The 25,182-nt window shown below is 45.8% G+C and carries 23 protein-coding genes; 9 read left to right on the forward strand and 14 right to left on the reverse strand.

Annotated features, from left to right (window positions below; all coding sequences use genetic code 11):
- Window positions 1–316 precede the first annotated feature (316 nt).
- Complete coding sequence (locus EPL05_RS04065) at window positions 317–1,855, reverse strand: alpha-N-arabinofuranosidase (RefSeq protein ID WP_128532358.1); 1,539 nt, start codon at window positions 1,853–1,855, stop codon at window positions 317–319.
- A gap of 105 nt (window positions 1,856–1,960) precedes the next feature.
- On the opposite strand from EPL05_RS04065, the gene EPL05_RS04070 reads away from it, so the two are divergent.
- Complete coding sequence (locus EPL05_RS04070) at window positions 1,961–2,353, forward strand: hypothetical protein (RefSeq protein ID WP_128532360.1); 393 nt, start codon at window positions 1,961–1,963, stop codon at window positions 2,351–2,353.
- Between the two features lie 231 nt (window positions 2,354–2,584).
- Here EPL05_RS04070 and EPL05_RS04075 read toward each other — a convergent pair whose 3' ends face one another.
- Window positions 2,585–3,811 carry a multidrug effflux MFS transporter gene (locus EPL05_RS04075; protein WP_128532362.1) on the reverse strand — a complete coding sequence of 409 codons (1,227 nt, stop codon included), beginning with the start codon at window positions 3,809–3,811 and terminating at the stop codon, window positions 2,585–2,587.
- 236 nt (window positions 3,812–4,047) lie between these two features.
- Complete coding sequence (locus tag EPL05_RS04080; protein ID WP_208394672.1) at window positions 4,048–4,545, reverse strand: VOC family protein; 498 nt, start codon at window positions 4,543–4,545, stop codon at window positions 4,048–4,050.
- 112 nt (window positions 4,546–4,657) lie between these two features.
- Here EPL05_RS04080 and EPL05_RS04085 point away from each other — a divergent pair, with 112 nt between their 5' ends.
- From EPL05_RS04085 to EPL05_RS04095, 3 genes are all read left to right on the forward strand, one after another.
- Complete coding sequence (locus EPL05_RS04085; RefSeq protein ID WP_128532364.1) at window positions 4,658–5,968, forward strand: gluconate:H+ symporter; 1,311 nt, start codon at window positions 4,658–4,660, stop codon at window positions 5,966–5,968.
- A 12-nt stretch (window positions 5,969–5,980) separates the two neighbouring features.
- Window positions 5,981–6,787: an alpha/beta fold hydrolase gene (locus tag EPL05_RS04090; RefSeq protein WP_128532366.1), complete on the forward strand. Its 807-nt coding sequence runs from the start codon at window positions 5,981–5,983 to the stop codon at window positions 6,785–6,787.
- Between the two features lie 95 nt (window positions 6,788–6,882).
- A complete protein-coding gene (locus EPL05_RS04095) occupies window positions 6,883–7,203 on the forward strand; it encodes a YMGG-like glycine zipper-containing protein (protein WP_128532368.1) in 321 nt (106 codons plus the stop codon).
- A 274-nt stretch (window positions 7,204–7,477) separates the two neighbouring features.
- Here EPL05_RS04095 and EPL05_RS04100 read toward each other — a convergent pair whose 3' ends face one another.
- Complete coding sequence (locus EPL05_RS04100; protein WP_128532370.1) at window positions 7,478–9,334, reverse strand: PAS domain-containing sensor histidine kinase; 1,857 nt, start codon at window positions 9,332–9,334, stop codon at window positions 7,478–7,480.
- A gap of 194 nt (window positions 9,335–9,528) precedes the next feature.
- On the opposite strand from EPL05_RS04100, the gene EPL05_RS04105 reads away from it, so the two are divergent.
- Entirely contained in the window at window positions 9,529–9,888 is a 360-nt protein-coding gene (locus tag EPL05_RS04105) for a response regulator (RefSeq protein ID WP_128532372.1), read from the forward strand.
- Window positions 9,889–9,938: 50 nt separating this feature from the next.
- Entirely contained in the window at window positions 9,939–10,973 is a 1,035-nt protein-coding gene (locus tag EPL05_RS04110) for an alpha/beta fold hydrolase (protein WP_128532374.1), read from the forward strand.
- Between the two features lie 194 nt (window positions 10,974–11,167).
- Here EPL05_RS04110 and EPL05_RS04115 read toward each other — a convergent pair whose 3' ends face one another.
- Both EPL05_RS04115 and dnaK read right to left on the reverse strand, forming a co-directional pair.
- Window positions 11,168–11,431, reverse strand: coding sequence for a GIY-YIG nuclease family protein (locus tag EPL05_RS04115; protein WP_243837209.1), 264 nt, complete (start codon window positions 11,429–11,431; stop codon window positions 11,168–11,170).
- Window positions 11,432–11,660: 229 nt separating this feature from the next.
- A complete protein-coding gene (gene dnaK / locus EPL05_RS04120) occupies window positions 11,661–13,556 on the reverse strand; it encodes a molecular chaperone DnaK (protein ID WP_128532378.1) in 1,896 nt (631 codons plus the stop codon).
- 194 nt (window positions 13,557–13,750) lie between these two features.
- On the opposite strand from dnaK, the gene EPL05_RS04125 reads away from it, so the two are divergent.
- Window positions 13,751–14,854, forward strand: a complete 1,104-nt coding sequence (locus EPL05_RS04125) for a hypothetical protein (protein WP_128532380.1) — start codon at window positions 13,751–13,753, stop codon at window positions 14,852–14,854.
- Between the two features lie 57 nt (window positions 14,855–14,911).
- Here EPL05_RS04125 and EPL05_RS04130 read toward each other — a convergent pair whose 3' ends face one another.
- On the reverse strand, window positions 14,912–15,985 hold the full coding sequence (locus EPL05_RS04130) for a hypothetical protein (RefSeq protein ID WP_128532382.1): 1,074 nt from the start codon (window positions 15,983–15,985) through the stop codon (window positions 14,912–14,914).
- A gap of 283 nt (window positions 15,986–16,268) precedes the next feature.
- Window positions 16,269–17,444 carry a helix-turn-helix domain-containing protein gene (locus tag EPL05_RS04135; RefSeq protein ID WP_128532384.1) on the reverse strand — a complete coding sequence of 392 codons (1,176 nt, stop codon included), beginning with the start codon at window positions 17,442–17,444 and terminating at the stop codon, window positions 16,269–16,271.
- A 262-nt stretch (window positions 17,445–17,706) separates the two neighbouring features.
- Here EPL05_RS04135 and EPL05_RS04140 point away from each other — a divergent pair, with 262 nt between their 5' ends.
- On the forward strand, window positions 17,707–18,231 hold the full coding sequence (locus EPL05_RS04140) for a GNAT family N-acetyltransferase (protein ID WP_128532386.1): 525 nt from the start codon (window positions 17,707–17,709) through the stop codon (window positions 18,229–18,231).
- A 175-nt stretch (window positions 18,232–18,406) separates the two neighbouring features.
- On the opposite strand, the gene ispG is transcribed toward EPL05_RS04140, so the two are convergent.
- Complete coding sequence (gene ispG / locus EPL05_RS04145; protein ID WP_128532388.1) at window positions 18,407–20,443, reverse strand: (E)-4-hydroxy-3-methylbut-2-enyl-diphosphate synthase; 2,037 nt, start codon at window positions 20,441–20,443, stop codon at window positions 18,407–18,409.
- Between the two features lie 95 nt (window positions 20,444–20,538).
- Window positions 20,539–21,396 (reverse strand): NAD(P)-dependent oxidoreductase, encoded by an 858-nt coding sequence (locus EPL05_RS04150; RefSeq protein WP_128532390.1) that lies wholly within the window; start codon window positions 21,394–21,396, stop codon window positions 20,539–20,541.
- Window positions 21,397–21,459: 63 nt separating this feature from the next.
- Between EPL05_RS04150 and EPL05_RS04155 the strand changes: the two genes are divergently transcribed.
- Window positions 21,460–22,266, forward strand: coding sequence for a hypothetical protein (locus tag EPL05_RS04155; protein WP_128532392.1), 807 nt, complete (start codon window positions 21,460–21,462; stop codon window positions 22,264–22,266).
- Here the strand turns inward: EPL05_RS04155 and EPL05_RS04160 are convergent.
- From EPL05_RS04160 to EPL05_RS04175, 4 genes are all read right to left on the reverse strand, one after another.
- Window positions 22,252–23,250 (reverse strand): phosphotransferase enzyme family protein, encoded by a 999-nt coding sequence (locus tag EPL05_RS04160; protein WP_128532394.1) that lies wholly within the window; start codon window positions 23,248–23,250, stop codon window positions 22,252–22,254. The genes EPL05_RS04155 and EPL05_RS04160 overlap by 15 nt on opposite strands.
- Window positions 23,251–23,332: 82 nt before the next feature.
- Window positions 23,333–23,590, reverse strand: coding sequence for a Txe/YoeB family addiction module toxin (locus EPL05_RS04165; protein WP_128532396.1), 258 nt, complete (start codon window positions 23,588–23,590; stop codon window positions 23,333–23,335).
- Complete coding sequence (locus EPL05_RS04170) at window positions 23,581–23,778, reverse strand: DUF2683 family protein (RefSeq protein WP_128532398.1); 198 nt, start codon at window positions 23,776–23,778, stop codon at window positions 23,581–23,583. The genes EPL05_RS04165 and EPL05_RS04170 overlap by 10 nt, the downstream gene beginning before the upstream one ends.
- 69 nt (window positions 23,779–23,847) lie before the next feature.
- Window positions 23,848–25,179, reverse strand: coding sequence for a TldD/PmbA family protein (locus tag EPL05_RS04175; RefSeq protein WP_128532400.1), 1,332 nt, complete (start codon window positions 25,177–25,179; stop codon window positions 23,848–23,850).
- Window positions 25,180–25,182: the final 3 nt, after the last annotated feature.

Consider the following 25,182-nt stretch of genomic DNA (forward strand, 5'->3'; position numbering starts at 1 on the left):
AAAGGATTAAGCCCTTACCTGTGATAATTTAAAAGGAAAAGCTATTGCTTTTTCCCACGTATTTCTACGCGGTATTGCAATGAAGATGCCACACACTGTTTTATTCCCGATAAGAGTGTATTTTAAACTACCAGTAGCAGTTTGTCGTTTAAGGCAAATATTTGGGGAGTATTTGCGGGTACGCTGTTCAAAATTGTGTGCACAAATTGAGCAAAAATAACAACAGTTGAACAATTAGCGAGGATAACTAATTGTTCAACTGTGTTGATTTAGAGGACAATATTGACTCGAGCGGCCGCCCGTTCGAGTATTTTTATTAATTCAGTTCCAGCGTCACTACCGATTTTGAAGGAATAGCCACAACCAGTTTATCACCATCTTTTTTGGCGCCGGTGAAGTTTTGCAGCTGCAGTTTCTTTGGCTGTTCAAAGGTGTTCACATCCGTAATATTGGCCGATGTGAGGATGGTCCCTTTTACGGTGCTCCAGTTGATGTTTTTAAGGGCCGTGCTAATGGTGACGGTGTTATGCAGATCTAAATTCACCAGCGAGATATGGATCTTGCCGGTTGCATCCTGCGAAGCAGAAGCATTTACAGCCGGTAGCTTTTTGCCATCCACCTCATAATCCGGCGAATTAAGTTTTATGTTGAGGTATTTGGCATCCTGGTGTACCTGGTACATATCAAAAATATGGTAGGTAGGCGTTAGTATCATTTTCTCTTTTTGGGTAAGGATAAGCGCCTGCAGCACATTGATGGTTTGGGCCAGCTCGGCCATTTTCACCCTATCGCAGTGGTTATTGAAAATATTTAAGGTGGTACCGGCTATCAGCGCGTCGCGCAGGCTGTTTTGCTGGTATAAAAAGCCAGGGTTGGTGCCCGGTTCAGGGTCGGTCCATATCCCCCACTCATCCACTACCAGCCCTACTTTTTTCTGCGGGTCGTACTTATCCATAATGGCAGAGTGCTTGCTCACTATCTCATCCATTCGCATGCAATTAACCATGGTGTTAAAGTACTCCGCCTCGCTAAAGCTGGTTGCCGAGCCCTTTTTACCCCAGCTACCTGTAGGGATGGTGTAGTAATGCATAGATACGCCCCACATCATATTGTTAGGCACATTTTTCATGATGGTTTCGGTCCAGTTGTAGTCATCGGAGTTGGCACCGCTGGCAATTTTTTTAAGCTTTGCGCCCGGGTAATCCTTAGCGAAAGAGGCGTAACGTTTAAACTCGTTGGCATAGTATTCGGCCGTCATGTTACCGCCGCAGCCCCAGTTCTCGTTACCTACGCCCCAAAAGGCAACCTTGTAGGGTTCGGGGTGGCCGTTTGCCTTGCGCTGTTGCACTACGGTGCTGGTGCTGTTAGAGTTAAGGTATTCTATCCACTTGCTCATTTCATCTACCGTGCCGCTCCCCACGTTACCGGCTATGTAGGGCTCTGTATCCAGCAGTTTGGCAAGTTCCAAAAATTCGTGGGTGCCAAAGCTGTTATCTTCGGTAACGCCGCCCCAGTTGCTGTTTACCATGCGGGGACGCTGCGCGCTGGGGCCAATACCGTCGCGCCAGTGGTATTCATCTGCAAAGCAGCCGCCGGGCCAGCGCAGGTTGGGGATCTTAATTTTCTTCAGGGCAGCAACCAGATCCAGCCGTATCCGGTTCTGCTTTTTTACGGGCAGGTTCTTATCCACCCAAAAACCATCGTATATACCACGGCCCAGGTGTTCGGCAAATTGCCCGTAAATGTGTTTGCTGATGATAGCCTTAGAATCGTTGGTGATGGTGATGCTGCCGCTGCTTTGCGCACAGGCAACCACCGGTGCCGCTAACAGCAGCAAAAGTACGTACTTCTTCATAATTGGTTTATAATTAATAAATGTATAAATTACAGTTATAAATCTAAGCACTTTTTTCTTTTATCCAAACGGATTAGAATAAATTTGAAAAATCATCTGCCAATCATGAAAAAATACATCATCGCCGTAGTTCTGCTACCCGCCTTTGTTACCGCCTGTAAACCCGGACTATCGCCGGAAAGGCTTTACGGCAGATGGAATTATACCCGGGTAGAGAAACCGGCTTCGCCCAGCGATAGTGTAACCCGTTTTGACATTGCCGAGCAGAAACCCGCCATTGTTTTTAATAAAGATAACACGCTGCAGATCTATTGGGGCGGCAAGGTATTATCGCATGGTAAATTCACAATAGCCAGTATGGATATTAAATACAAAGAGGACCTGGGCGACCGCAAAACCCGCGATTTCCCCTTCTCGGTAACCGAACTTACGGACAAGAAAATTATTTTTGAAACGCTTGGCGAAGATGGCTCGAAGGTGACAGCGGTAAAGGAGTAGTGGCGAGGTTTTGAGTGGCGGTAGCATCCTGCTTCCGTCAGCTGAAAGCTGACCTTGTGCCATACCACGAGATACGCCACGCTAATCTCGCGGCAGCGAAAATCGTTGCGATATCGCTCGGCGAGTGGACTCACCCCGAATGCGCTACACTGTTCGACCCTCTCTGCTGCGCAAAGAAGGTTAAGACTTTGACTCGGCAAGTATCACCTAATAAAACAGGAAGGCTTTTACTTAATGCGCTGCAACGCCCCCACCTTGTTTAGCTGCTACCTTAGTTTTAATAAAACGCGTGCCAATGAACAACAGCACCAATGCCATTGCACTCGATACGATGATGATAGCGGCCATGGGCACCGCGGATTTTGATTTAAATAAACTTACCCCTACCGATACCATAGAGCCGATGGCCATTTGCGATGCACCCAGCAGGGAAGATGCCGTACCAGCGTTCTTTTCAAAAGGTGCCAGCGCCAGGGCAGAGGTATTGGGACTTATGAGGCCCACGCAGCATAAAATACCGAAGATCATGACGATGGTACCAACCAGCCCAAGCCAGCCTTGTAACGAGCCGGTTAAAAACACAACCGCTATGCCCACCATTACCATTAAAACGGTTTTTACAATTTGCTCGCTTTTATACTTTTTCACCAAAAAACTGTTCACCTGGCTGGAGCCAATGAAACCTATGGAGAGGATGGCGAAGATCCAGCCGTAGGTTTTTGCGCTTACCTTAAATACTTCCATAAATACAATTGGCGATGCCGAGATATAAGCGAATAACCCCGAAAAGGCCAGCGCGCCGCAAAAAGCATAAGTGTAAAACTGCGGCGTTTTCAGCACCGTTAAAAAGCTATTGATAATTGGCCCCGGGGCCAGCGAGTATGATGGATCTGGCGGGTAGCTTTCTGGCAATACAAAAATTACGGCGAGGCTTATCAAAACCGATATTACGGCCAAAATGATAAATATCAGCTGCCATCCAAATGCTTCGGTAACATAGCCACCCACGGTTGGCGCGATCAGTGGCGAAGCGCCCAAGACCAATATCAGCAGGGCAAATACTTTAGCGCTATCCTTAACCGGGAACAGATCTCGCACCATGGCCATAGACGCCACAGCAGCCGCGCAGCTACCAATGGCTTGTATAAACCGCATGATGATAAGCGTTTGAATACTGCCCGAAAAATAGCAGCCGATGGATGCGATGATATAAAGCGATAGCCCGAAATACAGCGGTCGCTTGCGGCCAAACCTATCTAACAGCGGGCCGTACAACAGTTGCCCGGCCGAGATGCCGATAAAGAAACTGGATAAGGACAGCGCTACGTTTTCGGTAGTGGTATGCAACGATTTGGCAATGGCCGGGAAACCGGGCAGGTACATATCAATAGAAAACGGCCCCAAAGCCGTAAGCGAACCCAGTACAATGATGAGGGTAAAGTAACGCTGTTTTGTCATTGCTGTAAAGAACGGTAACAAAAGGCAGAAAATTGACGGGGCAAAGTAAAATTTTAGCGCGATTTTTGAGACCTGATGCTTCGCGCATTCCCTGCCACCGTCATGCCGAAATTTTTTCGGCACCTCATCTGCAAGGTTTTTAAAGCGTAGTAGCCTGCATAGTGGTTACCTGTCTTGTGGGGTACTGAAACAAGTTCAGCATGACGCGAGAGGAGTATATTATTTTTGTTTACAGCCTATTTGGTAATGCTACCGGGAATTTTGCCATACTCCACATCGTTGGGTTCCCACAGTTCTATTTTATTCCCTTCGGGGTCCATTATGTGAATGAACTTGCCGTAGCTCACCACTTCCATTTTATCGGTTATGGTAACGCTATCGGCCCGCAGCTGCTTTACCAGTTCTTCCAGGTTCGCCACCCGGTAGTTGATCATAAACTCTTTGGTGGATGGCTCAAAGTATTTGGTTTTCTCAGAGAACGGGCTCCATTGGGTATAGCCATTTTTGGTACTGTCGGCCCCCTGGTGCCAGGCAAATACGGTACCGTACTTATCGGTATTTAAACCGAGATTTTTGCTGTACCAATCGCGCTGTTTTTTAGGGTCTTTACATTTGAAGAAGATGCCGCCAATGCCGGTTACCTTTTTCATCGCGCTGTTTTGCTTTACCGAATTAAAAGCCCAGCCCAAAGCAAACGATGCTACGAAGCCGGCAGTGATCAATATTTTCTTCATAATAGGTGAAGATACCATATTTTATCGCATCAAAATAACAGCGGCACCTGTCAAATTACATAAATGTTATTACTTTAGATGCACCCCTTTATACACACCTGAATTTACAACAATGCTGGTTATACTCATTTGCATCGTGCTGCTTATCCTGCTGGTTAGCTGGGCCAAAGTAAATCCTTTTTTGGCATTCCTGATGGTATCTATTACCGCCGGGCTCCTCCTGGGCATCCCTTTAACCAAAATTACCGCATCGGTGCAAAAAGGACTTGGCGATACGCTGGGGCCGTTGGCCATTATTATTTGCCTGGGCGCCATGCTGGGTAAACTGGTGGCTACAAGCGGCGCGGCCCAAAAAATTGCCGAGGTGCTGGTTAACCTTTTTGGTGTTAAGTATATTCAGCTTGCGCTGGTTGCTGTTGGGTTTATTATAGGCATACCGCTTTTTTACAATACCGGCTTTGTGCTGATGGTGCCGCTGATATTTTCGGTAGTTTATAAGTATAAACTGCCTGCGGTTTATATAGGGTTACCCATGCTTTCGGCATTATCGGTTACGCATGGCTTTTTGCCTCCGCATCCTTCGCCTACCACCCTGGTGGGTATGTTTCATGCCAATATGGGCACTACGCTGCTTTACGGCCTGGCGCTGGCCATCCCTGCTATAATTTTGGCAGGCCCGGTATTTGCACAAACCCTCAAAAAAATGCCCTCGGCACCGCTGGATACTTTCCGTTCGGAGGATATGCCGGCAGATAAGCTCCCGGGTGCTGCTACCAGCTTTTTAACCGCCCTGCTGCCTGTTATTTTACTAATGGCGAGTACGTTTTACCTCAATAGCAATAAAACGCCGGGCAGGGTGCATGATATCATTACCTTTTTAGGTGATGCGCCTATTGTAATGCTGATATCGCTTTTGGTAGCCACCTTTACACTGGGCCTAAGGCAAAAGAAAACTATGGCCGCTTTGGGCGGGATATATACCGATGCCGTAAAAGATATCTCCATGATATTGCTCATCATAGCCGGCGCGGGCGCTTTTAAACAGGTATTGGTTGATAGTGGCGTAAATAACGAAATCACCAGCCTGCTGCAAAGTTCGCACATGCAGCCGCTATTACTGGGCTGGCTGCTGGCGGCCATTATTCGCATCAGCCTGGGTTCGGCAACGGTGGCGGGGCTTACGGCTGCCGGCATCGTATCTACCATGGTTGTAAAAGACCCTTCCATCAACCCTAATTTAATGGTGCTATCTATTGGCGCAGGCAGCCTGGCTTGCTCACACGTTAACGATGGGGGCTTCTGGCTGTTTAAAGAGTATTTTAATTTGTCGATTAAAAACACCTTTCTATCGTGGACGATAATGGAAACGCTGGTAGCCCTTATTGGGCTGGGCGGCGTACTTATACTGAACATGTTTGTTTAAAAATCAATCATCATGAAAAAATTAATCTGCTTTTTTACCCTTTGCCTTGCGTGCAGCTTCGGCATAAAAACTTATGCCCAAACACCTGCCGAAGGCGCTTATTACACCTCGTTCGACGGTACTAAAATTTACTACGAGGTAAAAGGCGAAGGTTTCCCTGTGGTGATGCTGCATGGTTTTACAGGTACCGCCCAAGGCTGGAAAAACGGCCTCCTTTACGGCGACCTGCTAAAAGAAGGCTATAAAGTGATTATACTGGATATGCGGGGCAACGGCCACTCGGACAAACCGCATACCGATGCCGGCTACAATAACGATGCAGAAGCAAAAGATTTGATGGGGCTGGTAACCAGCCTCGGCATCAAAAAATACAATGTGGTGGGCTACTCGCGCGGCTCTATTATTACCTCGCGGGTGATGGTGCTGGATAAGCGCGTGCACAAGGCCGTAATGGGCGGCATGGGGGCAGATTACACCAACCCCAACTGGAAGCGACGCATACACGCCTGGAAAGCCTTAGAAGGCGATACCACGCTGCATGATGTGGATGATATGATGGTATGGATAAATAAAAACCCTTTTGATAAAGTGGCGCTTGCCCTACAGCAAAAACATCAGCCAAGCACCAGCCCCGCCGAGCTGTCCAAAGTAAAGATCCCTGTTTTACTGATAGACGGCACCGAGGATAAAACCAATGGTGACGTTGCAGATCTGAAGAAACTCATCCCTACCGCGATCATGGCCGCCGTACCCGGCGACCATAACAGTGCAGGGAAAACTATACAGTTTTCTAACGCGATTACTAATTTTCTGAAATAAAATATTAAACCATTGCCGATTTAAGCACTCTATAGTATAGTTAGCAATATGGCTCACTATTTGTATTAAACAAAACATATTTAGATACTATCACTATGAAAAAGATACTCATATATGGCGGCCTTGCAATGGCATTAACAACATCGTTAAATTTTAGTGCAGCTGCTCAGGAAAAAAAAGGCATAAGTCAACAAGGTAAAGGTGCTATAATAGGTGGTGCCGGTGGTGCCGTAGCCGGTGCTTTAATTGGGCACAATGTTGGTGGTGCCGTTATAGGCGGTGCAATTGGTGCCGGCGGCGGTTACATTATTGGTAACGAAGCCCGCAGACGCCAGCAAAAAAAACGACATGCAGCCTGGCTGGAACGCCGCCGTGCATGGAAAGCATCGCACCCTGGTAAAGCATATCCATATTAATAAATAATATTATTCTTATACAAAAAAACCCGCGCCGATTGGCTGCGGGTTTTTTTGTGGGTGGCCTGTGGGGATTAGTGCTCATTAGGAGCAGATAAAGATCTATGCTAAGCCTGTGAATGTTACTTTGTTTTCCGCAAAGAAAAGTAACCAAAAGAAACTCTCGGCTGCGCCCTGTTCTATCAAAGGTTGTCCTTTATCGCTGTTAGTGGTTGCCGAACAGGACAAGGCCGATTTTAAAAGATTGTTGTTGAGCCTGTTCTCTTGAAATTGCCTACGCCGGCAACAAAAAGTAAAACTCCGCTCCCTGGCCTTCGGCGCTGTCTACACCTATTTTGCCATGGTGCAGCTCTATAATCTCGGCAGAAAGGTACAGCCCTATGCCAAAGCCGCTAAAGCCTTTGGTGCTTTCATCCTCTACCCGGTAAAAACGCTGGAATATATTTTGCTGATCTTTTAGCTTAATGCCTATTCCGTTATCGTGTATCGAAACTTTTACCTGGCCAGTTAAGCACTGTGCCGAAACTTTGATATCCGTTTTTTTGGGTGAGTATTTTACCGCGTTGCTGATAAAGTTATTGATTACCTGGCCAATTTTTTCGCGGTCGGCAGTAATTATGATAGGTTTCCCGCCAGAAAAAGTAATGGTATGGCTTTGCGCAATGGGCCTGTTTTCTGCGGTTACTTCTTCTATCAGGGCGTTCAGATCAAATTCATGGCGCTCCAGCCTCAGTTTCCCCGATTCGAGTTTTGAGAGATCCAGGAAACCGTAGATAAGTTTGGTCATCTTATTTATCTGATTTTCCGATTTTTGCAGGGCATTCAGCAAAAAACTATCGCCGGATTTCCGCGCGTTTACATGCAGCAATTGTATATAGGCTTTTAGCGAAGTAAGCGGTGTTTTTAACTCGTGACTGGCTATGGCTATAAAATCGTTCTTCCGTATTTCGTTCAGTTTATTCTCAGTTATATCCAGCACGGCACCAATAAACCTTTGGGGTATATCTTCATCGTTAAAGCTCACTTTACCTTTGGCCCTTACCCAGCGCAATTTTTTATCATCAATACCAATCGTGCGGTATTCTACATCGTATTCTCCGTTAGATAGCTGGCGGTTGTAGGCTCGGTTAACAGCCTGATCGGTTTTTTCTTTATCATCCGGGTGCAGGCCAAACAAAAACTGGTTATCATAACTTACCGGGCCGTCAAAATCTTCCATGCCGAATAATTCGCGGCAACGCCTGTCCCAAACCATACTTTGGTTCAACAGATCCAGATCAAAGGTGCCTACCTCTGCCGCTTGTGTTGCCAGTCGCAGGTTCTCCTCGCTCTTCTGCAAATCGTCTAATATGCGTTTTTGTTCGCTGATGTCCTGTATGGTGCCCAGCATACGCAGGGGCGCACCATTATCGCTATAAATTATTTTACCGGTGGTACGGATCCAATGAATGGTGGCATCCAGCCATATCACCCTGGCCTCGTAAAAATAGATGCCGGTTTGCAGGGCCCTGTCAAAAGCACCGATCACAATGTGCAGGTCTACAGGTAAAACGATCTGTCGCAGTTCGGCATGGCTGATGTTATCGGTACTGCGCCGCCCAAATATCTCTGCCAGGCGCGGCGAATGGATGATAACACCCTTTTGCAGATCGAGATCGAACGTGCCCAGCCCGGTAGCCTCTGCGGCAAGCCTCAGGCGTTCTTCCGCATCTTCCAGCTTACGGCGCGAAAGCACCTGCTCGGTAACCTCGGTAGCAACCACCATAATGCCTCCGATGCTTCCGTCGGTATCAGTTATGGCCTGGTAAACAAAATTGAAATAATATTGGCCAGGTACATTATCCCTTACCAGGGTCACCCTGGCTTCGTGCCCGTAGTGTGTAACGCCGGTATTATAAACACCCTGCAACAGAGCCACAAATGGCTGGTCTTTTATTTCGGGCAGCCCTGCTGTTAACTGCAGGCCAATAACGTTTTCGTTTTTTCCCCAAAGTTCCAATATCTGGCTGTTAGCCAGCTCGATGATAAATTGCGGCCCTCGCAAAATACTTATGGCCACAGGTGCTTGCGCCATTAAATGCTGGAAATTTTGCTGGCTTAAATTGCCGGGGCGATTGACGTTAGTACTCACGATTTTAATATAACAATAATAATGCAATTATTAAGAAACAATCGGCTTCTCTTACCTTATTATACAAATAATTGTAGTATTTTTGAAACAATTACAACCCCGGTATACGAGCCTTTCCCTTTTTTGCATTATTATTAATTTTCCGATACTAAAAATACCATTTTCACCTTTTTGTAATTTAGTAGATATCTTTTATGATAAAGCGTATTTTAGTATTAGATGACAACCAGGACATCCTCGACATTGTACACGAGACCCTCACCTATGAGAATTTTGAGGTTAGGAGCACCGGTGAAAGCGAGAAGGTAATGCCTTTGGTGGAAGAGTTTAACCCAGACCTGGTGATATTGGATTTCCGTGTGGCAGGCACCAACGGCGGCGAACTGTGCCAGCAGATAAAAGCGCATCCAAAATTTAGCAACGTGCCGGTAATCATTTTTTCGGCTTACATTAACCGCGACGCCGAATTACTGCGCTATGGCTGCGATGCCATCATCAACAAACCGTTCGACCTTACCGAACTGGTAGAAAAAGTAAACAACCTTATCTCGTAATTTTTTCCATCCGGCATAATTTAAAGGCAGTATTAAAGTTTATACCTTAAATGTGTCGTACCCTATATTTTTTAGCGCTTGTTTTTGCTTTGCTACTTAACACAGGCACGGCATCGGCCCAAAGCAATTATACCACCACCGATTTTTTTGTACCCAACGGGACGCTGCGACTACAGGTGCGCAAAATTGTTGAAACCACCTACTCATCGCGCCGCAAACTACCGTTGCTGCTTATACACGGCGGCACCGGCGCAACCACCTCTTTCGACCTGGGTACGGAGGATGCTTCCTTTGCCAAGTCGCTGGCCTTATCCGGCTTTACTGTTTATTTAATGAACATCCGCGGCTGGGAACGCTCCACCGCCCCCACATATAACCTTACCGATACTGCTTTGGTGGCTGGCAGTTGCCTGGAAGCAGCATCGGATATAAACGCGGTGGTTAATTACGTATTACAAGGAAACCCCAAAGGCAAAATAAACCTGTTCGGCTGGGCCGTGGGCGGGCACTGGGCAGCGTATTATACTACCCTGCATAACGACAAAGTGGCTAACCTCATTGTGTTGAACAGCCTGTACAGCGTTAAAGCACCCTGGTTATTCAACACCTCGTTTGCCAGTTCTACGGATAGCACCCGGTTTGATAACAGTATCCCCGCCTACCGGCAATCTAACGAACAGGCGGTGATCAACATCTGGAAAACCGGGCTTACTGATGCCGACACCACCATCAAGGCAGATTCGGCAGTAATAAAAGCTTTCGCCAAGAGTGCGGTGGGCTTTAACGATGAGCACTTACTGAAAACACCCGGCGGGTTCCGCAAGGAAAGTTTTTATATGGCGAGTGGGCGCAAATATTGGGATGCGAAGGATATTACCGTGCCCACTCTCATCATCCGTGGCGACAGGGATTTTTGGTCGCGGCCGATAGACGCAGATACTTTTTATAATGAACTGATAAGCGCGCCTAACAAAAAGAAATTTATCATTGCCAATGGTAACCACTTTGTTTTTTTAGATACACAGGGAAACGGCCGAAGGAAACTACTCATCGCTATTAATAATTTTGTGAAGAAGGGGTTGTAAACTCCACCACGTCTTGCTGAATTTATTTCAGCATCCCACACGGCAGGTGTAAACTTAGCAATCTGCGACTTTGCATGTGGGGTTCTGAAACAAGTTCAGGATGACGTTTTTTTCAACAACGCCTCTCCACCACGTCATGCTGGATTTATTTCAGCACCCCACAGGATAGGTGGTAAACGCGCTTAGCCGCTATTCTATTTCCAATTCGCCCTTAAATCCTTCATCTGCGGATTGATCGATTTGATCAAATTGATTTTCCAATCCCTATACCAATTCTTCAATTGTTTTTCGCGGTCGATAGCATCTGTGATCCGAATAAAGGATTCGTAATATACCAGGTCATACAATCGGTACTTTTTTACAAATGCCGAGCCTTCATTGTTAATGTGCTGCCAAACCCTCGCCCGCAAATCTGATGTTACGCCGATATAAAATGTCGCGCGATAAGCGTTAGTCATTATGTAAACGTGCGGATCTTTGAAGAGCATATGAGATTGGTTTTGGTTAAGTTAAAATACGGAAAACCTTAATTAATTTGCAATAGCTCGGTTACCTTGCAAGTGGGGTACTGAAACAAGTTCAGCATGACTTTGGGGCATGACGGCGATTGTTGGGTTATTTAAAACAACAAACCCCCGGTTGATTGCTCAACCGGGGGTTTTATTTGGATACTTATCCGGAGTGAAATTACTTCACTTCTTCAAAATCAACATCGGTTACGTTATCGGCACTTTCGCCTTGTGGCTGCTGGCCTGCATCACCTTGTGGCTGACCACCATCGGCAGATGCTTTGTACATATCCTCAGAAGCGGCTGTCCATGCTGCATTCAGTTCTTCCTGTGCAGGCTCAATAGCTTCAAGGTCTTTTGCTGAATAAGCTGCTTTCAATTTCTCTAAGCCGGCTTCAATAGCGCCTTTTTTATCGGCAGGAATCTTATCACCGTACTCTTTCAGTTGTTTTTCTGTAGAGAAGATCAACGCATCGGCACCGTTAAGTTTTTCAACTTCTTCTTTTGCCTTTTTGTCAGAGTCGGCATTTGCTTCTGCTTCATCCTTCATGCGTTTGATATCAGCATCAGTTAAGCCCGAAGAAGCCTCGATACGGATCTTTTGCTCTTTACCGGTTGCTTTATCTTTTGCTGCTACGTGCAATATACCGTTGGCATCAATATCAAAGGTTACTTCAATTTGCGGCACTCCGCGTGGTGCAGGAGGTATACCGGCTAAGTTGAACTGGCCTATGGTACGGTTACCCGCAGCCATTGGGCGCTCGCCCTGTAACACATGCAGTTGTACTTCCGGCTGATTATCAGAAGCGGTAGAGAATGTCTCCGTTTTTTTGGTTGGGATAGTGGTGTTAGCTTCGATCAGTTTGGTCATCACACCGCCCATAGTTTCGATACCCAATGATAATGGAGTAACATCTAACAACAACACATCTTTAACTTCACCGGTTAATACACCGCCTTGTATAGCAGCACCAATGGCCACAACTTCATCAGGATTAACACCTTTTGATGGTGATTTACCAAAGAATTTTTGCACGGCATCCTGTATAGCAGGGATACGGGTACTACCACCTACTAAAATGATCTCGTCGATATCTGCAGTGGTGTAACCTGCGTTTTTCAAAGCAGTACGGCATGGGTCGATAGTACGTTTGATCAAGCTATCTGCCAATTGCTCAAATTTTGCACGGGTTAAAGTTTTAACCAAGTGTTTAGGGCCTTCGGCACCTGCGGTAATGTATGGCAGGTTGATCTCAGTTTGCGTAGAGCTTGATAACTCAATTTTTGCTTTCTCAGCAGATTCCTTTAAGCGTTGCAAAGCCATAGGGTCTTTACGCAGGTCTACACCTTCGTCGCTTTTAAATTCGTCTGCCATCCAGTCGATAATTACCTGGTCAAAATCGTCACCACCCAAGTGTGTATCACCATCGGTAGATTTTACTTCGAACACGCCATCACCCAATTCCAGGATAGAAACGTCATGCGTACCACCACCGCAATCAAATACCGCAATTTTCATGTCCTTGTGTGCTTTGTCCAAACCGTAGGCAAGGGCAGCAGCAGTAGGCTCGTTAATGATACGGCGAACTTTTAAACCGGCAATTTCGCCGGCTTCTTTAGTTGCCTGGCGTTGTGCATCGTTAAAGTATGCAGGAACGGTGATAACCGCTTCGGTAACTTCGTGACCAAGGAAATCTTCAGCCGTTTTCTTCATTTTTTGAAGAATCATGGCAGAAAGCTCCTGTGGCGTATATTTACGGTCGCCAATTTCTACACGTGGGGTGTTGTTGTCACCTTTAACCACTTTGTATGGCATACGATCAGCTTCTTTGGTAACCTCGTTAAACTGGTTGCCCATGAAGCGTTTGATAGAAGAAATAGTTCTGGTTGGGTTGGTGATAGCCTGGCGTTTTGCCGGATCGCCAACTTTACGTTCGCCATCGTTCACAAAAGCTACTACTGACGGCGTAGTACGTTTACCCTCGCTATTGGCTATAACAACAGGCTCGTTGCCTTCCATTACAGCAACGCAGGAGTTTGTTGTTCCTAAGTCGATTCCAATTATTTTAGACATATTATTGATTATTTTTTATTAAGTATTGCTTACCAAGCCTATTTAACAAGGGTTGTGCCAATACTTAAATGGCAGATAAAATAACCGATAATTGGCAGAATACTTACAGTGCGGCAGGGTGCATTACTTTGTGGTGACAGGTTGGCAGAGATTGGTGAGTATAATTTATTAACTTTGTTTAAACCTAAAGTCCAATGTTTACAGTTGACATTAAAAAAGAATTAGTTGAACGAGCAGAAAAATACTTTGATTCGATAGAGGACTTGTTTTTTTATTCAGAAGAAAATGGCTGGAAGTTTATCACCGCTGCCATTCTACATTTATTGACTGGTTTATTACTGTTTTCATCGATATTTCCAATAGTTTCTATCGAATTTAAAGACACGTTAATAAAGATATTCGGTAATTCTCTCAAAATTAGTAATTACATAATAGATGTAGGTAATTTTTACATATTATGGCTCGTAACTATTCTTGGGGCTTTGTTTCTATTTTCAATTACCTTTTTGATTAAAAAAATTTATAAAGCTCGAGATAAGAGGTGCAGTGTTTCGTCAAAAGATTTACCTTTTGCCTACATTGCTACGACTATTAAAGAATTAAATCTTTTCTCGATAAATGGGCGTCGAGAGAGTCTTAACATTGCAAAAGATTATTTAAAAAAATATTATAAAAACAGTGAGGCGTATTCGACGAGCATCCAAAATCAAAGCAGCTATCTACCTGCCGAACTCGCCAAAATGACTAAAGATAACTTTTGGATAAAATATGATTCGTTAACCGAAAAAACTGTGACTGCCTTACTATCATTTGATTTAAAAATATCAACACGGATCGAGCAAAATAAAGAAATAGATTTGGTAATAAATTCATTGAATAACTTATTGATTTATGAGTATATAAAAATAAAGAAAAACAATGCCGCGAAAGGTTTAACGACGGGTCAGTCAACAATTCAATTAAGACAATCCTTCTTTTATAAATTCTGTGAAGAAATAAATGCTTTAACTGAAATTCAAAGGCCTCAGGAAGCGCGCCCTACCAAGCCGCCATTTTCAAAAAAAATCATTGCGGCCTTTTCTAAAATAAACGGGGTATTTACCCACAAAATTATTTTTATAACCTTCATAAGCTGGACTTTCCTTTTATCATTAATTTTCATCCCAGTTTTGTTCATGTTAATGAAGCTTTTCATTTTAAAAATGGACTCGACAATTTTAATTGGTCTTTTGGGAGCAATAATGGCTGGTGCGATTACATTTACCGTTACCTACTCAAAAAACACAAGCAACAATTAACAATTTTCATCGTGCGTTGCTATTAGTCAAAGTGCACCTTGGTTAAGTAACACCCTCTCAATTATTCACAGGTGCCACCCTTTCCATCTCAATCTTCAAATCCTTACCCCCCATTTTACCTGTTAGCGTTTTCATTTCGCCGTTGCCGGGGGTAATGGTGGCTACAAGGGTATCTTTTACAGGGTAATGGAACGTAACTGTAATTTGTTTGGTTGCCGGATTGTAATCGTACCTGCCAATTACCTTGTCATGGTAATCCGGATAGCCTAAAACGAGGTCGTAATGGTCGATAAAAACGTGGGTGAGCACGCTGTCGCGGCAGGGGGAGGTGGTTTTATCGATGTTGTTGATAAGCACGCGTTTCACTTCGTACTTGCCCATAATTTCGGGGTAATTGGATGGATATTGGTGCATACAAAGGGCAAGCGCCGGAATAATGATCACCGATGCTTTTATTGCATAGCCAAGCCCTTTGCTGCCGAAGTTATATAATGGCGAATTGCCTTTGGCCACCAGGAAGAATTCTACCAGGCGGCGGTACTCCAACATAATGAGGTATATTACGGCAAGCACCTCAAGCATAACGTATACCTGCACCAATAAGTTGAGGTAGTAAAGATCCAGCAGCATAATATTCAGCAGCATGGGCAGCAACACAAAAGCGCCCACCAACCGGGTTTTGCGGAACAGCAGCAGCGTGCCGCCAAGGATTTCGAGCGAGGCTATAATGTTTACCATAGAATGGTACCGCCCCATAAAGGCCCACATCAGCATTTCGTTAGGGATGGCGGTAAAGGGGTCGTCGAGCATGCCGAGGGGCACGTAAAATTGCAGGTGGCACAACTTCTGGCCACCAAACATAATCATATCCAGCGCGATTGTATAGCGCACGGCGTTTTGCCAAAAAGCGGTATAATTGGTAACATCGATAGCCCCCTTTGCGGCTTTGCTTTTCCAAACAAATAGCAGCGTTAAAACGGTGAACAGATAACCGAGCGCTATGCCATATAGTAGCAGCGGCGATATATTCTCGCCTACGGCAACACGTACGGCGCGGGTAAAAACAATAGCGCCCAATACGGCGGCAATAAAAGCGGCGAGGGCAAGCGGGGAGAAAGGTTTACGTTCCATAAATATAAGTTTATGGTGCAATAGTAGGCGTTGGGAAGATGCGCGTCGTTCGGATGGATAGAGGCGAACGTGTTTGTGAGTTTATTTTCAATTTCCTCTTGAGAGATCGATAGCCCATCAGGAAGACAGTGTTTATTAATGCCTCTACGATGTCCTAATAAAATATTTAGGGTTTATGGTGGCACCATTACGGAAAAAACATGTTAACCCAAGTTTTTTTTAACTTATTGATTATAAGATAATTGAAAAATATTTATTGAAATTGTGTTAAGCTATGTTAACCCTAATGTTGGCGCTCTGCCCCTGCCAACACTCCCTCATCAACCTTCCCCCTCCGCATAAACTCGCTTGGCGCCATCCCCACCTGCGTTTTAAAAACTGTATTGAAAGTAGTTTTAGAACTAAAGCCGGCGCTGTAAGCAATTCCGAGGATATTAAGATGCTTATATTTATCCGACAGCATAATTTGCTTGGCCTCCTCCACCCGGTAAGCGTTTACAAACTGGAAGAAGTTTAGCCCTATCTTCTCGTTGAGCAGAAAGGAAAGATCGTGCACCGATACGCCCATCGCCTCCGCCAACTGGGGCAGGCTAAGTTCGTTATCGAGGTAAAGTTTTTCGGCAGTCATCAGGCTTTCCAGTTTGGTGCGCATCTGCCGGGCCTGTTCATCAGCAAAGCGTTGTTTGATGGGTTTAACCTGAGCGTCAACTTCAACAATTACTTCGTTGATGGCCTTTAGCTCCGATACCTCGAAGGGAAAGATCTCTTTCTGTGCGAGCGAATAATAAAATATGGCCAGTCCCCCAAGCAGGTGGCCGAAGGCAATACCCGCGGGCGTTAAATGGATATTGAACAGGATAGATGCAAAGAACAAGGCCAGCATTCCCCCTATACTCAGCAGCAGGTATTTGAGCCAGTTGAGGTTCACCGGGACCGTATCAGAAGCGATGAGCTGAATATGTTTCCGGTGTCTCCGCAATGTATTAAACGCCAGCACCCAGTAGACCAGTAACTGCACATTTACCGACCAGCGCACCAAAAAGCCTATCACAAAGTTCACTTTTGGCGGCAAGCTAATATGTCCGCCTATCAACTGGTAATTTGGGAAATACAGCACGGGCACCATGTACAAAAAGAAAATAGTGAACGGGATGAAATGCAGGTAATCAGCCCCCTTAAGTTTGCTGCCCGGCGTGGTGAATTGCACAATACTGAGGTACAGCGCCGGTGCCAGCGCGAAGCGCGAAAGTTCGTTAAAACCCACAATGCGGGGGTAGGCCCCTTCCAGCCCGGCATCAAAAAGCACCACGTTACAAACCATGCAGCCAACCGCTGCAAAGAACAACCCAAGCCAGCGGTTAGCTACCACGTTTACCTTGCCGGGGTTAAACCAAGCCACAAAGGCCATCAGGAAAAAGCAGTTGCAGGTGATGATGTGTAAAATAAGTTCGGCGCTCATGTGATAAAATTACTTTTTAATTTGAAGATCTGGTAATTTGAAGATTTGAAAATGTAGTTTTAATATCTTCAAATTTTCAAATCAATCAATTTTCAAATTATTATATTTGAGCACTAAAAATTACCGCCGCTGTTACTTAACACACCAAACAGGCAAATTACACTGCCTGGAATTGTATAACACCGCAGCCTTATAGCTGCCACGCCGCCGCACACCGCAGGCGGAAGCAATTTCTTTTGTTATATAATTTTAAACCAAAACAATGTTTTTTATTGAAACCGAACGGTTAAAACTGATACCGTTAACACGCGCGCAGCTTTTACTTTTACAGGAAAGCCGCGAAAAAATGGAACTATCTATGGGCCTTACCCCATCTAATATGCTTGTGGACCAGATCTGGCAGGATGAACTTGCCGACGCCATTGAGAACTGGTGCCTCCCCAAAACGCTGCTTTACCCGGATAAATGGATCTGGTACAGCATTTGGGAAGCGGTGCGCAAAGATACCAACACCAGCATTGGTGGTTTCGGACTTGGCTACCCGGATGAGAATGGCGAATCTATCACTGGTTATTCTATCGACCGTAACGAGCAGGGCAAAGGCTACGGCACCGAGGGCCTCAAACGTATCTGTGAGTGGGGTTTTGAAACCCCGGAAGTGAAAGTAATTTGGGCCGATACAGGTTTGGACAACCTGCCCTCGCAACGAATATTGCAAAAAGCCGGGTTCACTCAAACGGGTACGCGTGATGAATTTGCGGTATTTAAAATGCCGCGGCAATCATAAAATAAGCGATTGTCATTCCGAGCGAGCGACAGCGAGGAGGAATTTTATACGCCAGCCATTACGCCAATGCATAAACGGGAAGCAAGGCGTACAAGGTTTCTCTTCGCGCCGTCGCTCATTTCCCTCCAACGCTCATCGAAAATACATAGCGGTTGTTGGGATGCTTATGGAACGGTTATGCTGGTTCTATCCAGTTACCATCGCTTTGAATGATACCGATGAGTTCATCAAGCGCGTTGGCGGAATTTATATTCTTCTTAACGGCTTCTTTGCCGCGATACAGGGTTACTTTATCCGTACCCGAGCCTACGTAACCATAATCGGCATCGGCCATTTCGCCGGGACCATTTACAATGCAGCCCATGATGCCAATTTTGAGCCCTTTAAGATGGCTGGTACGGCTGCGGATCATCTGGGTGGTAATCATCAGATCAAACAAAGTACGCCCGCAGCTTGGGCAGCTAATGTATTCTGTTTTAGAGATGCGCGAGCGGGTGGCTTGCAGTATGCCGAAAGCAGTTGAAGTAATTACATTTGTTTCTACTTGCGGCGCGTCAATCCAAACGCCATCACCAAAACCATCTACTAATAAAGCGCCTAAATCGGTACCTGCGTATAGTTGGAGGTTTTGAGTTTTGAGTTCGCTTTGACCATGGTCCATGGTCGATAGTCCATGGTCTGGGAAAGTGTAGCTGCGTTTTACGATCACAGGCACATCGAGCGCAAACTCTTCCAGTTTGAGGAAGAAGGCGCGCTGGTCTGCCATGCCGTGGAGTTCGTTGGTTTCTAATACAAATACCAGGCTCTTGTCCATTTGCAATAGCCCAAAAGCGTCTGAATCCAGGTCGGCATTTGTTATTCTCACCAGGTTTAACGCCGAGGTGCGGTTGGCATCATCAGCAATATATTCCTGCAAAGTAAACACCGGGTGGCAAAGGGTTTTGTTGGCCAGTTTTTGCCAGGTGGCGTAATTATAAAGCTGCTTTAAATTGCCTGGCAGCGTAAACGATGGCAGGCTATCACCCAAATAAACAAAATCTACCGATTGCTCAGCCATGTTGTATTTATCCAGCAATGGGGAATACAGGTATCCCGCAGCGTTAAGCGTAGCGGGATCTTTCAGGTTGGCCCGCGAAATATCCACCACCACCCTCGGCACCATATGCCCGCCTATAAAAGCGTTGGCTTCGTAGGTATCTCGTTTTTTATACTCGTAAGGACTGTGTTGTGAGTGGTGAGTAGTGAGTGATGAGTGGTTCGAGGCTAACTCCAACTTTTGACTTTCGGCTTTTGACTTTTGACTTCTAATCGCGTAGCGTTCCACCATCGCAATGGCAACCGGCGCTTCTGCTTCTGGTTCTTCGGTAAGGGAAACGCGGACGGTATCGCCCAGGCCGTCTTCCAACAAGGTGCCAATACCTACGGCAGATTTAATGCGGCCGTCTTCGCCGTCGCCGGCTTCGGTTACGCCCAGGTGCAGCGGGTAGTTCATGCCCTCGGCCACCATGGTTTGCACCAGCAGGCGGTAGGCTTGCACCATTACTTGGGGGTTGCTGCTCTTCATAGATACCACCAGGTTGTAATAGCCCAACGTTTCGCACATGCGCATGAACTCCATGGCGCTTTCCACCATGCCCTGCGGGGTATCGCCATAACGGCTCATTATCCGGTCGCTCAGCGAGCCGTGATTGGTGCCTATGCGCATGGCAGTGCCGTATTCTTTGCAAATTTTTACCAGTGGGGTAAATTTTTGAAAGATCCGCTCCAACTCACCCCGGTATTGGGAATCGGTATAATCTATCTGGTCGAATTTCTTTTTATCGGCATAGTTACCGGGGTTTACGCGCACTTTTTCTACAATGCGAGCTGCAACTTCGGCGGCGTTTGGTGTAAAATGAATATCGGCAACAAGGGGTACGTTGTAGCCGCGCTGGCGCAGTTGCTTTTTTATTTCGGCAAGGTTGTTTGCTTCCTTAATGCTGGGCGCGGTGATGCGCACGTATTCGCAGCCGGCATCAACCATGCGGATGCTTTGTTCTACCGTACCAAGCGTGTCCATGGTATCGGTAGTGGTCATGCTTTGGATGCGGATAGGGTTATTGCCGCCCATAGGCACATCGCCAATGAAAACCTCGCGGGTAACAAAACGGGAGTATTGGGTTAACGAATTACAGTAACGGCCTTGCAGCATCTTTACAGCATCAGCATTCATTTGCAGGGGTGGAATTAATAAGCTGCAAAAATACGGAAATTGTTGGAAGGTTGGAATTTAGTATATCGGGTTCTACGTACCTCAACCGTCACATTTTACTCTTTACCCACTTCCTTTATCACCGCAATCAAATCCTCCTCACCATATTTAGCCTGCGCAGCTATGTAGGTTACTAAAGCAGCTTCACCCAATGGCGATGATAAACCGATATTCTGCGCCAGTTTCAGATCTTTAACAATATTGTTTAGCGAGAATGCAGCGGCGTAGTTATCGTTTAAAATGGCCTCGCCTTTTATTTTCATAAATGGATTTGCCAACGCACCATTATTCAACAGGTTCAGTAAAATTTCCGCGGCGATGCCGTTTTGTTTGGCCAGTACAACCGCCTCTGCCAAACCTTGCGCATGAATGCTTAGCAGGGTATTAATGGCCAGTTTGGCTACGTTACCTGCACCTACTTCGCCTATCAGCGTAGCGCTTTTGCCCATCGCCTCCAATACAGGCTTAACTTTTTCAAAGGCTGCAACATCGCCGCCCGCCATAATAACCAGTTGAGCGGTCTCGGCTTGCTTAACACTGCCGGATACCGGGGCATCCAGGTAATTGTTGCCTTGTTCGGCGCACATCGCAGCTATTTCTTTGCTGATGGCTGGCGACACGGTGCTCATATTGATAATTACCCTGCCGGTAGTGTTGGCACTTAGTAAACCGTGTTCGCCATTAAAAATATTGTTGATGGCCTTATCATCAGTAACCATAATGATGATGACGTCCGATTTCTGAATTAAATCAGCCGGGTTTGTAGCAGTGGCCGCGCCCATTTCCTTTAGCGTTTGTTCTTTAGCGCTATTGCGGTTGTAAACGGTTACCAGATAACCTGCTTTTATTAATTGCTGCGACATGGGCGTCCCCATCAGCCCGAGGCCTATCCAGCCTATGTTGGTTGTATTCATTAAACAAATATCCGTTTATCCGTTTGAATAATTAAGTATTTTAGCAAGCACAAATCCCCCGAAATGAAAAAAGTTTTGTTTTTGCTTATCCCTGCTGCTATACTCCTTTCGTGCAAAGGCAAGCCAACACAGTCTGCGGCAGATACTACTTCAACGCATTCCAGCCCGCTTTTTTTAAAAAAACAGCTATCCGTTTACCAGGGTGTTTGGGTCAAAAGCGATTATATTGAAAAGATAAACCAAAGCCAGTCTGTTTTGGCTGCGGTTGATGTGGTCACCGGAATAACCGGGATGCAGATAGACAGCGGCCTGCTTAACGGCGATAGCCTGGAGGTAACTGTTGGCTGGGATAATCAAAATCCGGGAAATGTGGCCCTTACTTTTAAACCCGGCAAAAATCCGGCTGCCGTTAAATTTGGAGAGGATGAGTTAGGCTACTCCATTGCCAATGGCGATACCTCCTTAATATTATACCAGATTTACAATAAGCAATTATTTAAAACCAGGTACAATAGGATACTACCTGTCGGCCCCGACCGTAACCTGAGCGATGCCATTAACTACGCTATTAACAAAGCCTTAATAGCCGGCAATTACACGCTCAAAGGGTCGGTTGATAAAGTAACGTTTACTAACGACGGACAAGTAACAGGCCTTGCCGGGGTTAAGAAATACTTTATTGAGAACGACCTGAAACCGGGCGCGCTAAAAAATTTAGACCTGATCATCCTCGATGAGTTCAGCAGTAAAAAAGCGGTGTACTCCTACCTGTTTAAGGGCAACACGCTGGAATTGTACGAGGCGAAGCCAAATGCCAACGCAACGCTGATGGTGTCAGGCAAGCTGAAGTATACCCTAACCCGCCAATAATTCGCTGGAAACGTTGTCTTCAAAATATTTGCGCACCAGTACCGTGATGAAACGCTTAAGGTAAGTTGAGTTGAGGAATACATTGCTCCAGTTATCAAAACGCTGGCATTGGATGCCGAGGTAGAAGAAATACATACATACGCCCAATGCCGGTAGCAGGCGTTTTTCCTCAGTGCTGATTGGGGTAACCGATTCATACCCCTCCATAAAACATTTAAGTTTAGCATCGCGCTGGGCGGCGTCCTTTTCGGTGCTGTGCAGTTGCAGAACGTAGTAAGCAATATCGTAAGCCAGCCAGCCGTTGCCGCAAAAATCAAAATCGAAGATGGTTACTTCGCCGCCCGCGGTTATGTTCATGTTATCGAACCAGATATCCATGTGGGTAACGCCTTTCCGCATTTGGGTTTCATCGGCAGCTGCAATTTCGCGAAGCAAATATTGCTGTGCTTTTTGCATCCATTGCATCTCTTCCGAATCTGGCGAAAGGAAACTCTCCAATTGCGGGAGCGATTGTTGCAGTATAACTTCCGGTGTGTAGTTAACTCGTTGCAGCGTTAAACCCTGTGTTGCCCGGTGGATGCGCCCCATAGTTTCGCCAACTTTATGGTGTAGTTCAGGCGAAAAACTGAGCATTTTATCGCCCTCAGCAAAAGAAAACAATACGCCAAAGCGCAGGCCTTCGGGTGCCTGAATTTGTTGAATATAGTTGTTGCTGCTATCGACAATAGGGTAAGACACCTGTAAGCTTTCTTCCCGGAGGAGGTTGAGGAGTTTGATCTCCTCCGTAATTTCCAGTTTCGTTCTCCAGTTTAAGCTGTATAACCTAAACAAGTACTTGCCCGCGGCGCTGCTTATTAAATAACTATGATTGATGCCCGTTTTAAGCAATTTGCACGAAACGCCGGTTAGCCCGTATTCATTCTGTACATAAAAACCAATGTGATCTGCGGAAACAATAGAACTGATAACGGGAAACGGCTGCATAAAATAAAAATTTGGGCTACAAAGAAACGAAAAAGCCATTGCTTGCGGGCAATGGCGGTTAAAAACATATTGGCGATTACGTTTAATAATGCCCTTTCAGGGAGTAAACATTTAAGATGTTACCATCAACGGCATAAACTATGCGATGCTCCTGATCTATTCGTCTCGACCATTTCCCCGACAATTGATGTTTTAAAGGTTCAGGTTTACCAATGCCTTCAAAAGGCGTTTCCATGATGGAGTAGAGAAGTTGATTAATTTTATTTTGAATCCTTACATTCCCACTCTTTTGCCATTCTTTAAGATGCGACAAAGCAGCAGAGGCAAGTATTACTTCCATAAATTTTTCACATCAACTTTGCTACCTTTTCCGGCTTTAATTTCCTCATCACCTTTTAGCACCATCGCCACAAACTCCGGATCATAATCGTCGTTTTCCTCTTCAAAAGAAACTTCCGCTGTTTTCAGCAGAGCTTTTATAGCTTCTAATTGTTGTTCGTCTTTTGGGTGTACAATTATCGTTGTCATATCCAAATTTACTAATTTATGTTAAGATTTGACAACTACTAAAAGTTGCCAAATCTTAACATAAATGTATTACACCGCGTCCGATAAGGAACTAAACGTAAAGTCCCTGATCTTCATTGGCGGGATGAGGTAGCTGCGGTAGCTTTCTACGCTGATGCTGCGCTCCTGTTTGCCCAGGGCTTCCAGGTTGTTCAGCATAATTACCGGGCTCTCGTTAAACCTAAAATTCTTTACCGGGAACTTGATCTTACCGTTCTCAATGTAAAACGTACCATCGCGGGTAAGTCCTGTTAGTAATAGGGATTGTGGGTCCACCATACGGATGTACCACAACCTGGATACCAGTATGCCACGCTCGGTGCTTTTTATCAGTTCTTCTAACGTAGCATCGCCGCCTTCCATAATAATATTGCTTGGGCCGGGCAGTGGCGCTACGCCTTTCTTCTGCGCCCAAAAACGGGAGTACGACAGGTTTTTCACCACGCCCTTATCTATCCACATCGTTTTCTCGCGTGGCAGGCCATCGCCGCCCCAGGTTCCTGCGGGTAGGTCGGGGTTAAAGGGGTCCGAATAGATGGTTACTTTCGGGTCCATCAGCTGTTCGCCCAAACGGGTGCCACCCCCTTTTTTACTTAAAAAGCTACGCCCTTCCTCCGCGCTGCGCGCATCAAAACGGAACATATTCTCCAGCATATAGGTGGCTGCAACTGGCTCCAGTATCACGGTGTATTTACCGGGTTCGATGGCCTTTGCGCCAATAGAGGCATTGGCCTTCATGGTAGCTACGCGGGTTGCCGAAGCGGTATCGAGTTTGCTTACATCAGTAAAACCGCGGGCAGCATAGCCCGATGCTGTACCTGCATCATTACGGGTGGTTACCGAAAAATAAACATCGGTGCTTTTATTATAGGCGAACAAACCTTTAGAGTTCATCACCGCGTTAAAACTGGTAGAATTATCTAAAAATCCCGCAGCGCTCAGTTTTGCTTCCTTGGTTATCGCCAGGCTTTTGCCCACCATTTCGGCCCGTGTTTCGGGTGTCATGGCGGCGGTGTTGGCGTTATAGGTTATCGCTTCTTTAAAATCCGACTGCCCCAACATCGGCATATACTCCGAATTTTCGGGCGCGAATTGTGCCAGTTCTTCCGAGCGACGCACCACGCGCTCTAAAGCGGCATCATCAAACTCATTAATAGAGGCCGAGCCTGCTTTTTTGCCGTAAACCGATGTTACCGATAGGCTGATGCTGCTTACATCGCCCGCGGTTGAAACCGCGTTCAAGGCGTAACGCACGTTACCCTCATCACCGCCGCCAAGGTTTGCCTCGCACTCATCGGCTTTGGAATAGCTCAGCACTTTCTTTAATAAAGCCTGTGCTTGTTCTTTTGTATATATAGCCATGTT

Origin of the sequence: Mucilaginibacter gilvus (genome assembly GCF_004054195.1) — a bacterium.
Classification (GTDB): Bacteria; Bacteroidota; Bacteroidia; order Sphingobacteriales; family Sphingobacteriaceae; genus Mucilaginibacter; species Mucilaginibacter gilvus.

Bases quoted from the DNA above. Each gene is read 5' to 3' on its own strand.
- EPL05_RS04065 (WP_128532358.1), bottom strand. From the start codon at position 1,855: ATGAAGAAGTACGTACTTTTGCTGCTGTTAGCGGCACCGGTGGTTGCC.
- EPL05_RS04070 (WP_128532360.1), top strand. From the start codon at position 1,961: ATGAAAAAATACATCATCGCCGTAGTTCTGCTACCCGCCTTTGTTACC.
- EPL05_RS04075 (WP_128532362.1), bottom strand. From the start codon at position 3,811: ATGACAAAACAGCGTTACTTTACCCTCATCATTGTACTGGGTTCGCTT.
- EPL05_RS04080 (WP_208394672.1), bottom strand. From the start codon at position 4,545: ATGAAGAAAATATTGATCACTGCCGGCTTCGTAGCATCGTTTGCTTTG.
- EPL05_RS04085 (WP_128532364.1), top strand. From the start codon at position 4,658: ATGCTGGTTATACTCATTTGCATCGTGCTGCTTATCCTGCTGGTTAGC.
- EPL05_RS04090 (WP_128532366.1), top strand. From the start codon at position 5,981: ATGAAAAAATTAATCTGCTTTTTTACCCTTTGCCTTGCGTGCAGCTTC.
- EPL05_RS04095 (WP_128532368.1), top strand. From the start codon at position 6,883: ATGAAAAAGATACTCATATATGGCGGCCTTGCAATGGCATTAACAACA.
- EPL05_RS04105 (WP_128532372.1), top strand. From the start codon at position 9,529: ATGATAAAGCGTATTTTAGTATTAGATGACAACCAGGACATCCTCGAC.
- EPL05_RS04110 (WP_128532374.1), top strand. From the start codon at position 9,939: ATGTGTCGTACCCTATATTTTTTAGCGCTTGTTTTTGCTTTGCTACTT.
- EPL05_RS04115 (WP_243837209.1), bottom strand. From the start codon at position 11,431: ATGACTAACGCTTATCGCGCGACATTTTATATCGGCGTAACATCAGAT.
- dnaK (WP_128532378.1), bottom strand. From the start codon at position 13,556: ATGTCTAAAATAATTGGAATCGACTTAGGAACAACAAACTCCTGCGTT.
- EPL05_RS04125 (WP_128532380.1), top strand. From the start codon at position 13,751: ATGTTTACAGTTGACATTAAAAAAGAATTAGTTGAACGAGCAGAAAAA.
- EPL05_RS04130 (WP_128532382.1), bottom strand. From the start codon at position 15,985: ATGGAACGTAAACCTTTCTCCCCGCTTGCCCTCGCCGCTTTTATTGCC.
- EPL05_RS04135 (WP_128532384.1), bottom strand. From the start codon at position 17,444: ATGAGCGCCGAACTTATTTTACACATCATCACCTGCAACTGCTTTTTC.
- EPL05_RS04140 (WP_128532386.1), top strand. From the start codon at position 17,707: ATGTTTTTTATTGAAACCGAACGGTTAAAACTGATACCGTTAACACGC.
- ispG (WP_128532388.1), bottom strand. From the start codon at position 20,443: ATGAATGCTGATGCTGTAAAGATGCTGCAAGGCCGTTACTGTAATTCG.
- EPL05_RS04150 (WP_128532390.1), bottom strand. From the start codon at position 21,396: ATGAATACAACCAACATAGGCTGGATAGGCCTCGGGCTGATGGGGACG.
- EPL05_RS04155 (WP_128532392.1), top strand. From the start codon at position 21,460: ATGAAAAAAGTTTTGTTTTTGCTTATCCCTGCTGCTATACTCCTTTCG.
- EPL05_RS04160 (WP_128532394.1), bottom strand. From the start codon at position 23,250: ATGCAGCCGTTTCCCGTTATCAGTTCTATTGTTTCCGCAGATCACATT.
- EPL05_RS04165 (WP_128532396.1), bottom strand. From the start codon at position 23,590: ATGGAAGTAATACTTGCCTCTGCTGCTTTGTCGCATCTTAAAGAATGG.
- EPL05_RS04170 (WP_128532398.1), bottom strand. From the start codon at position 23,778: ATGACAACGATAATTGTACACCCAAAAGACGAACAACAATTAGAAGCT.
- EPL05_RS04175 (WP_128532400.1), bottom strand. From the start codon at position 25,179: ATGGCTATATATACAAAAGAACAAGCACAGGCTTTATTAAAGAAAGTG.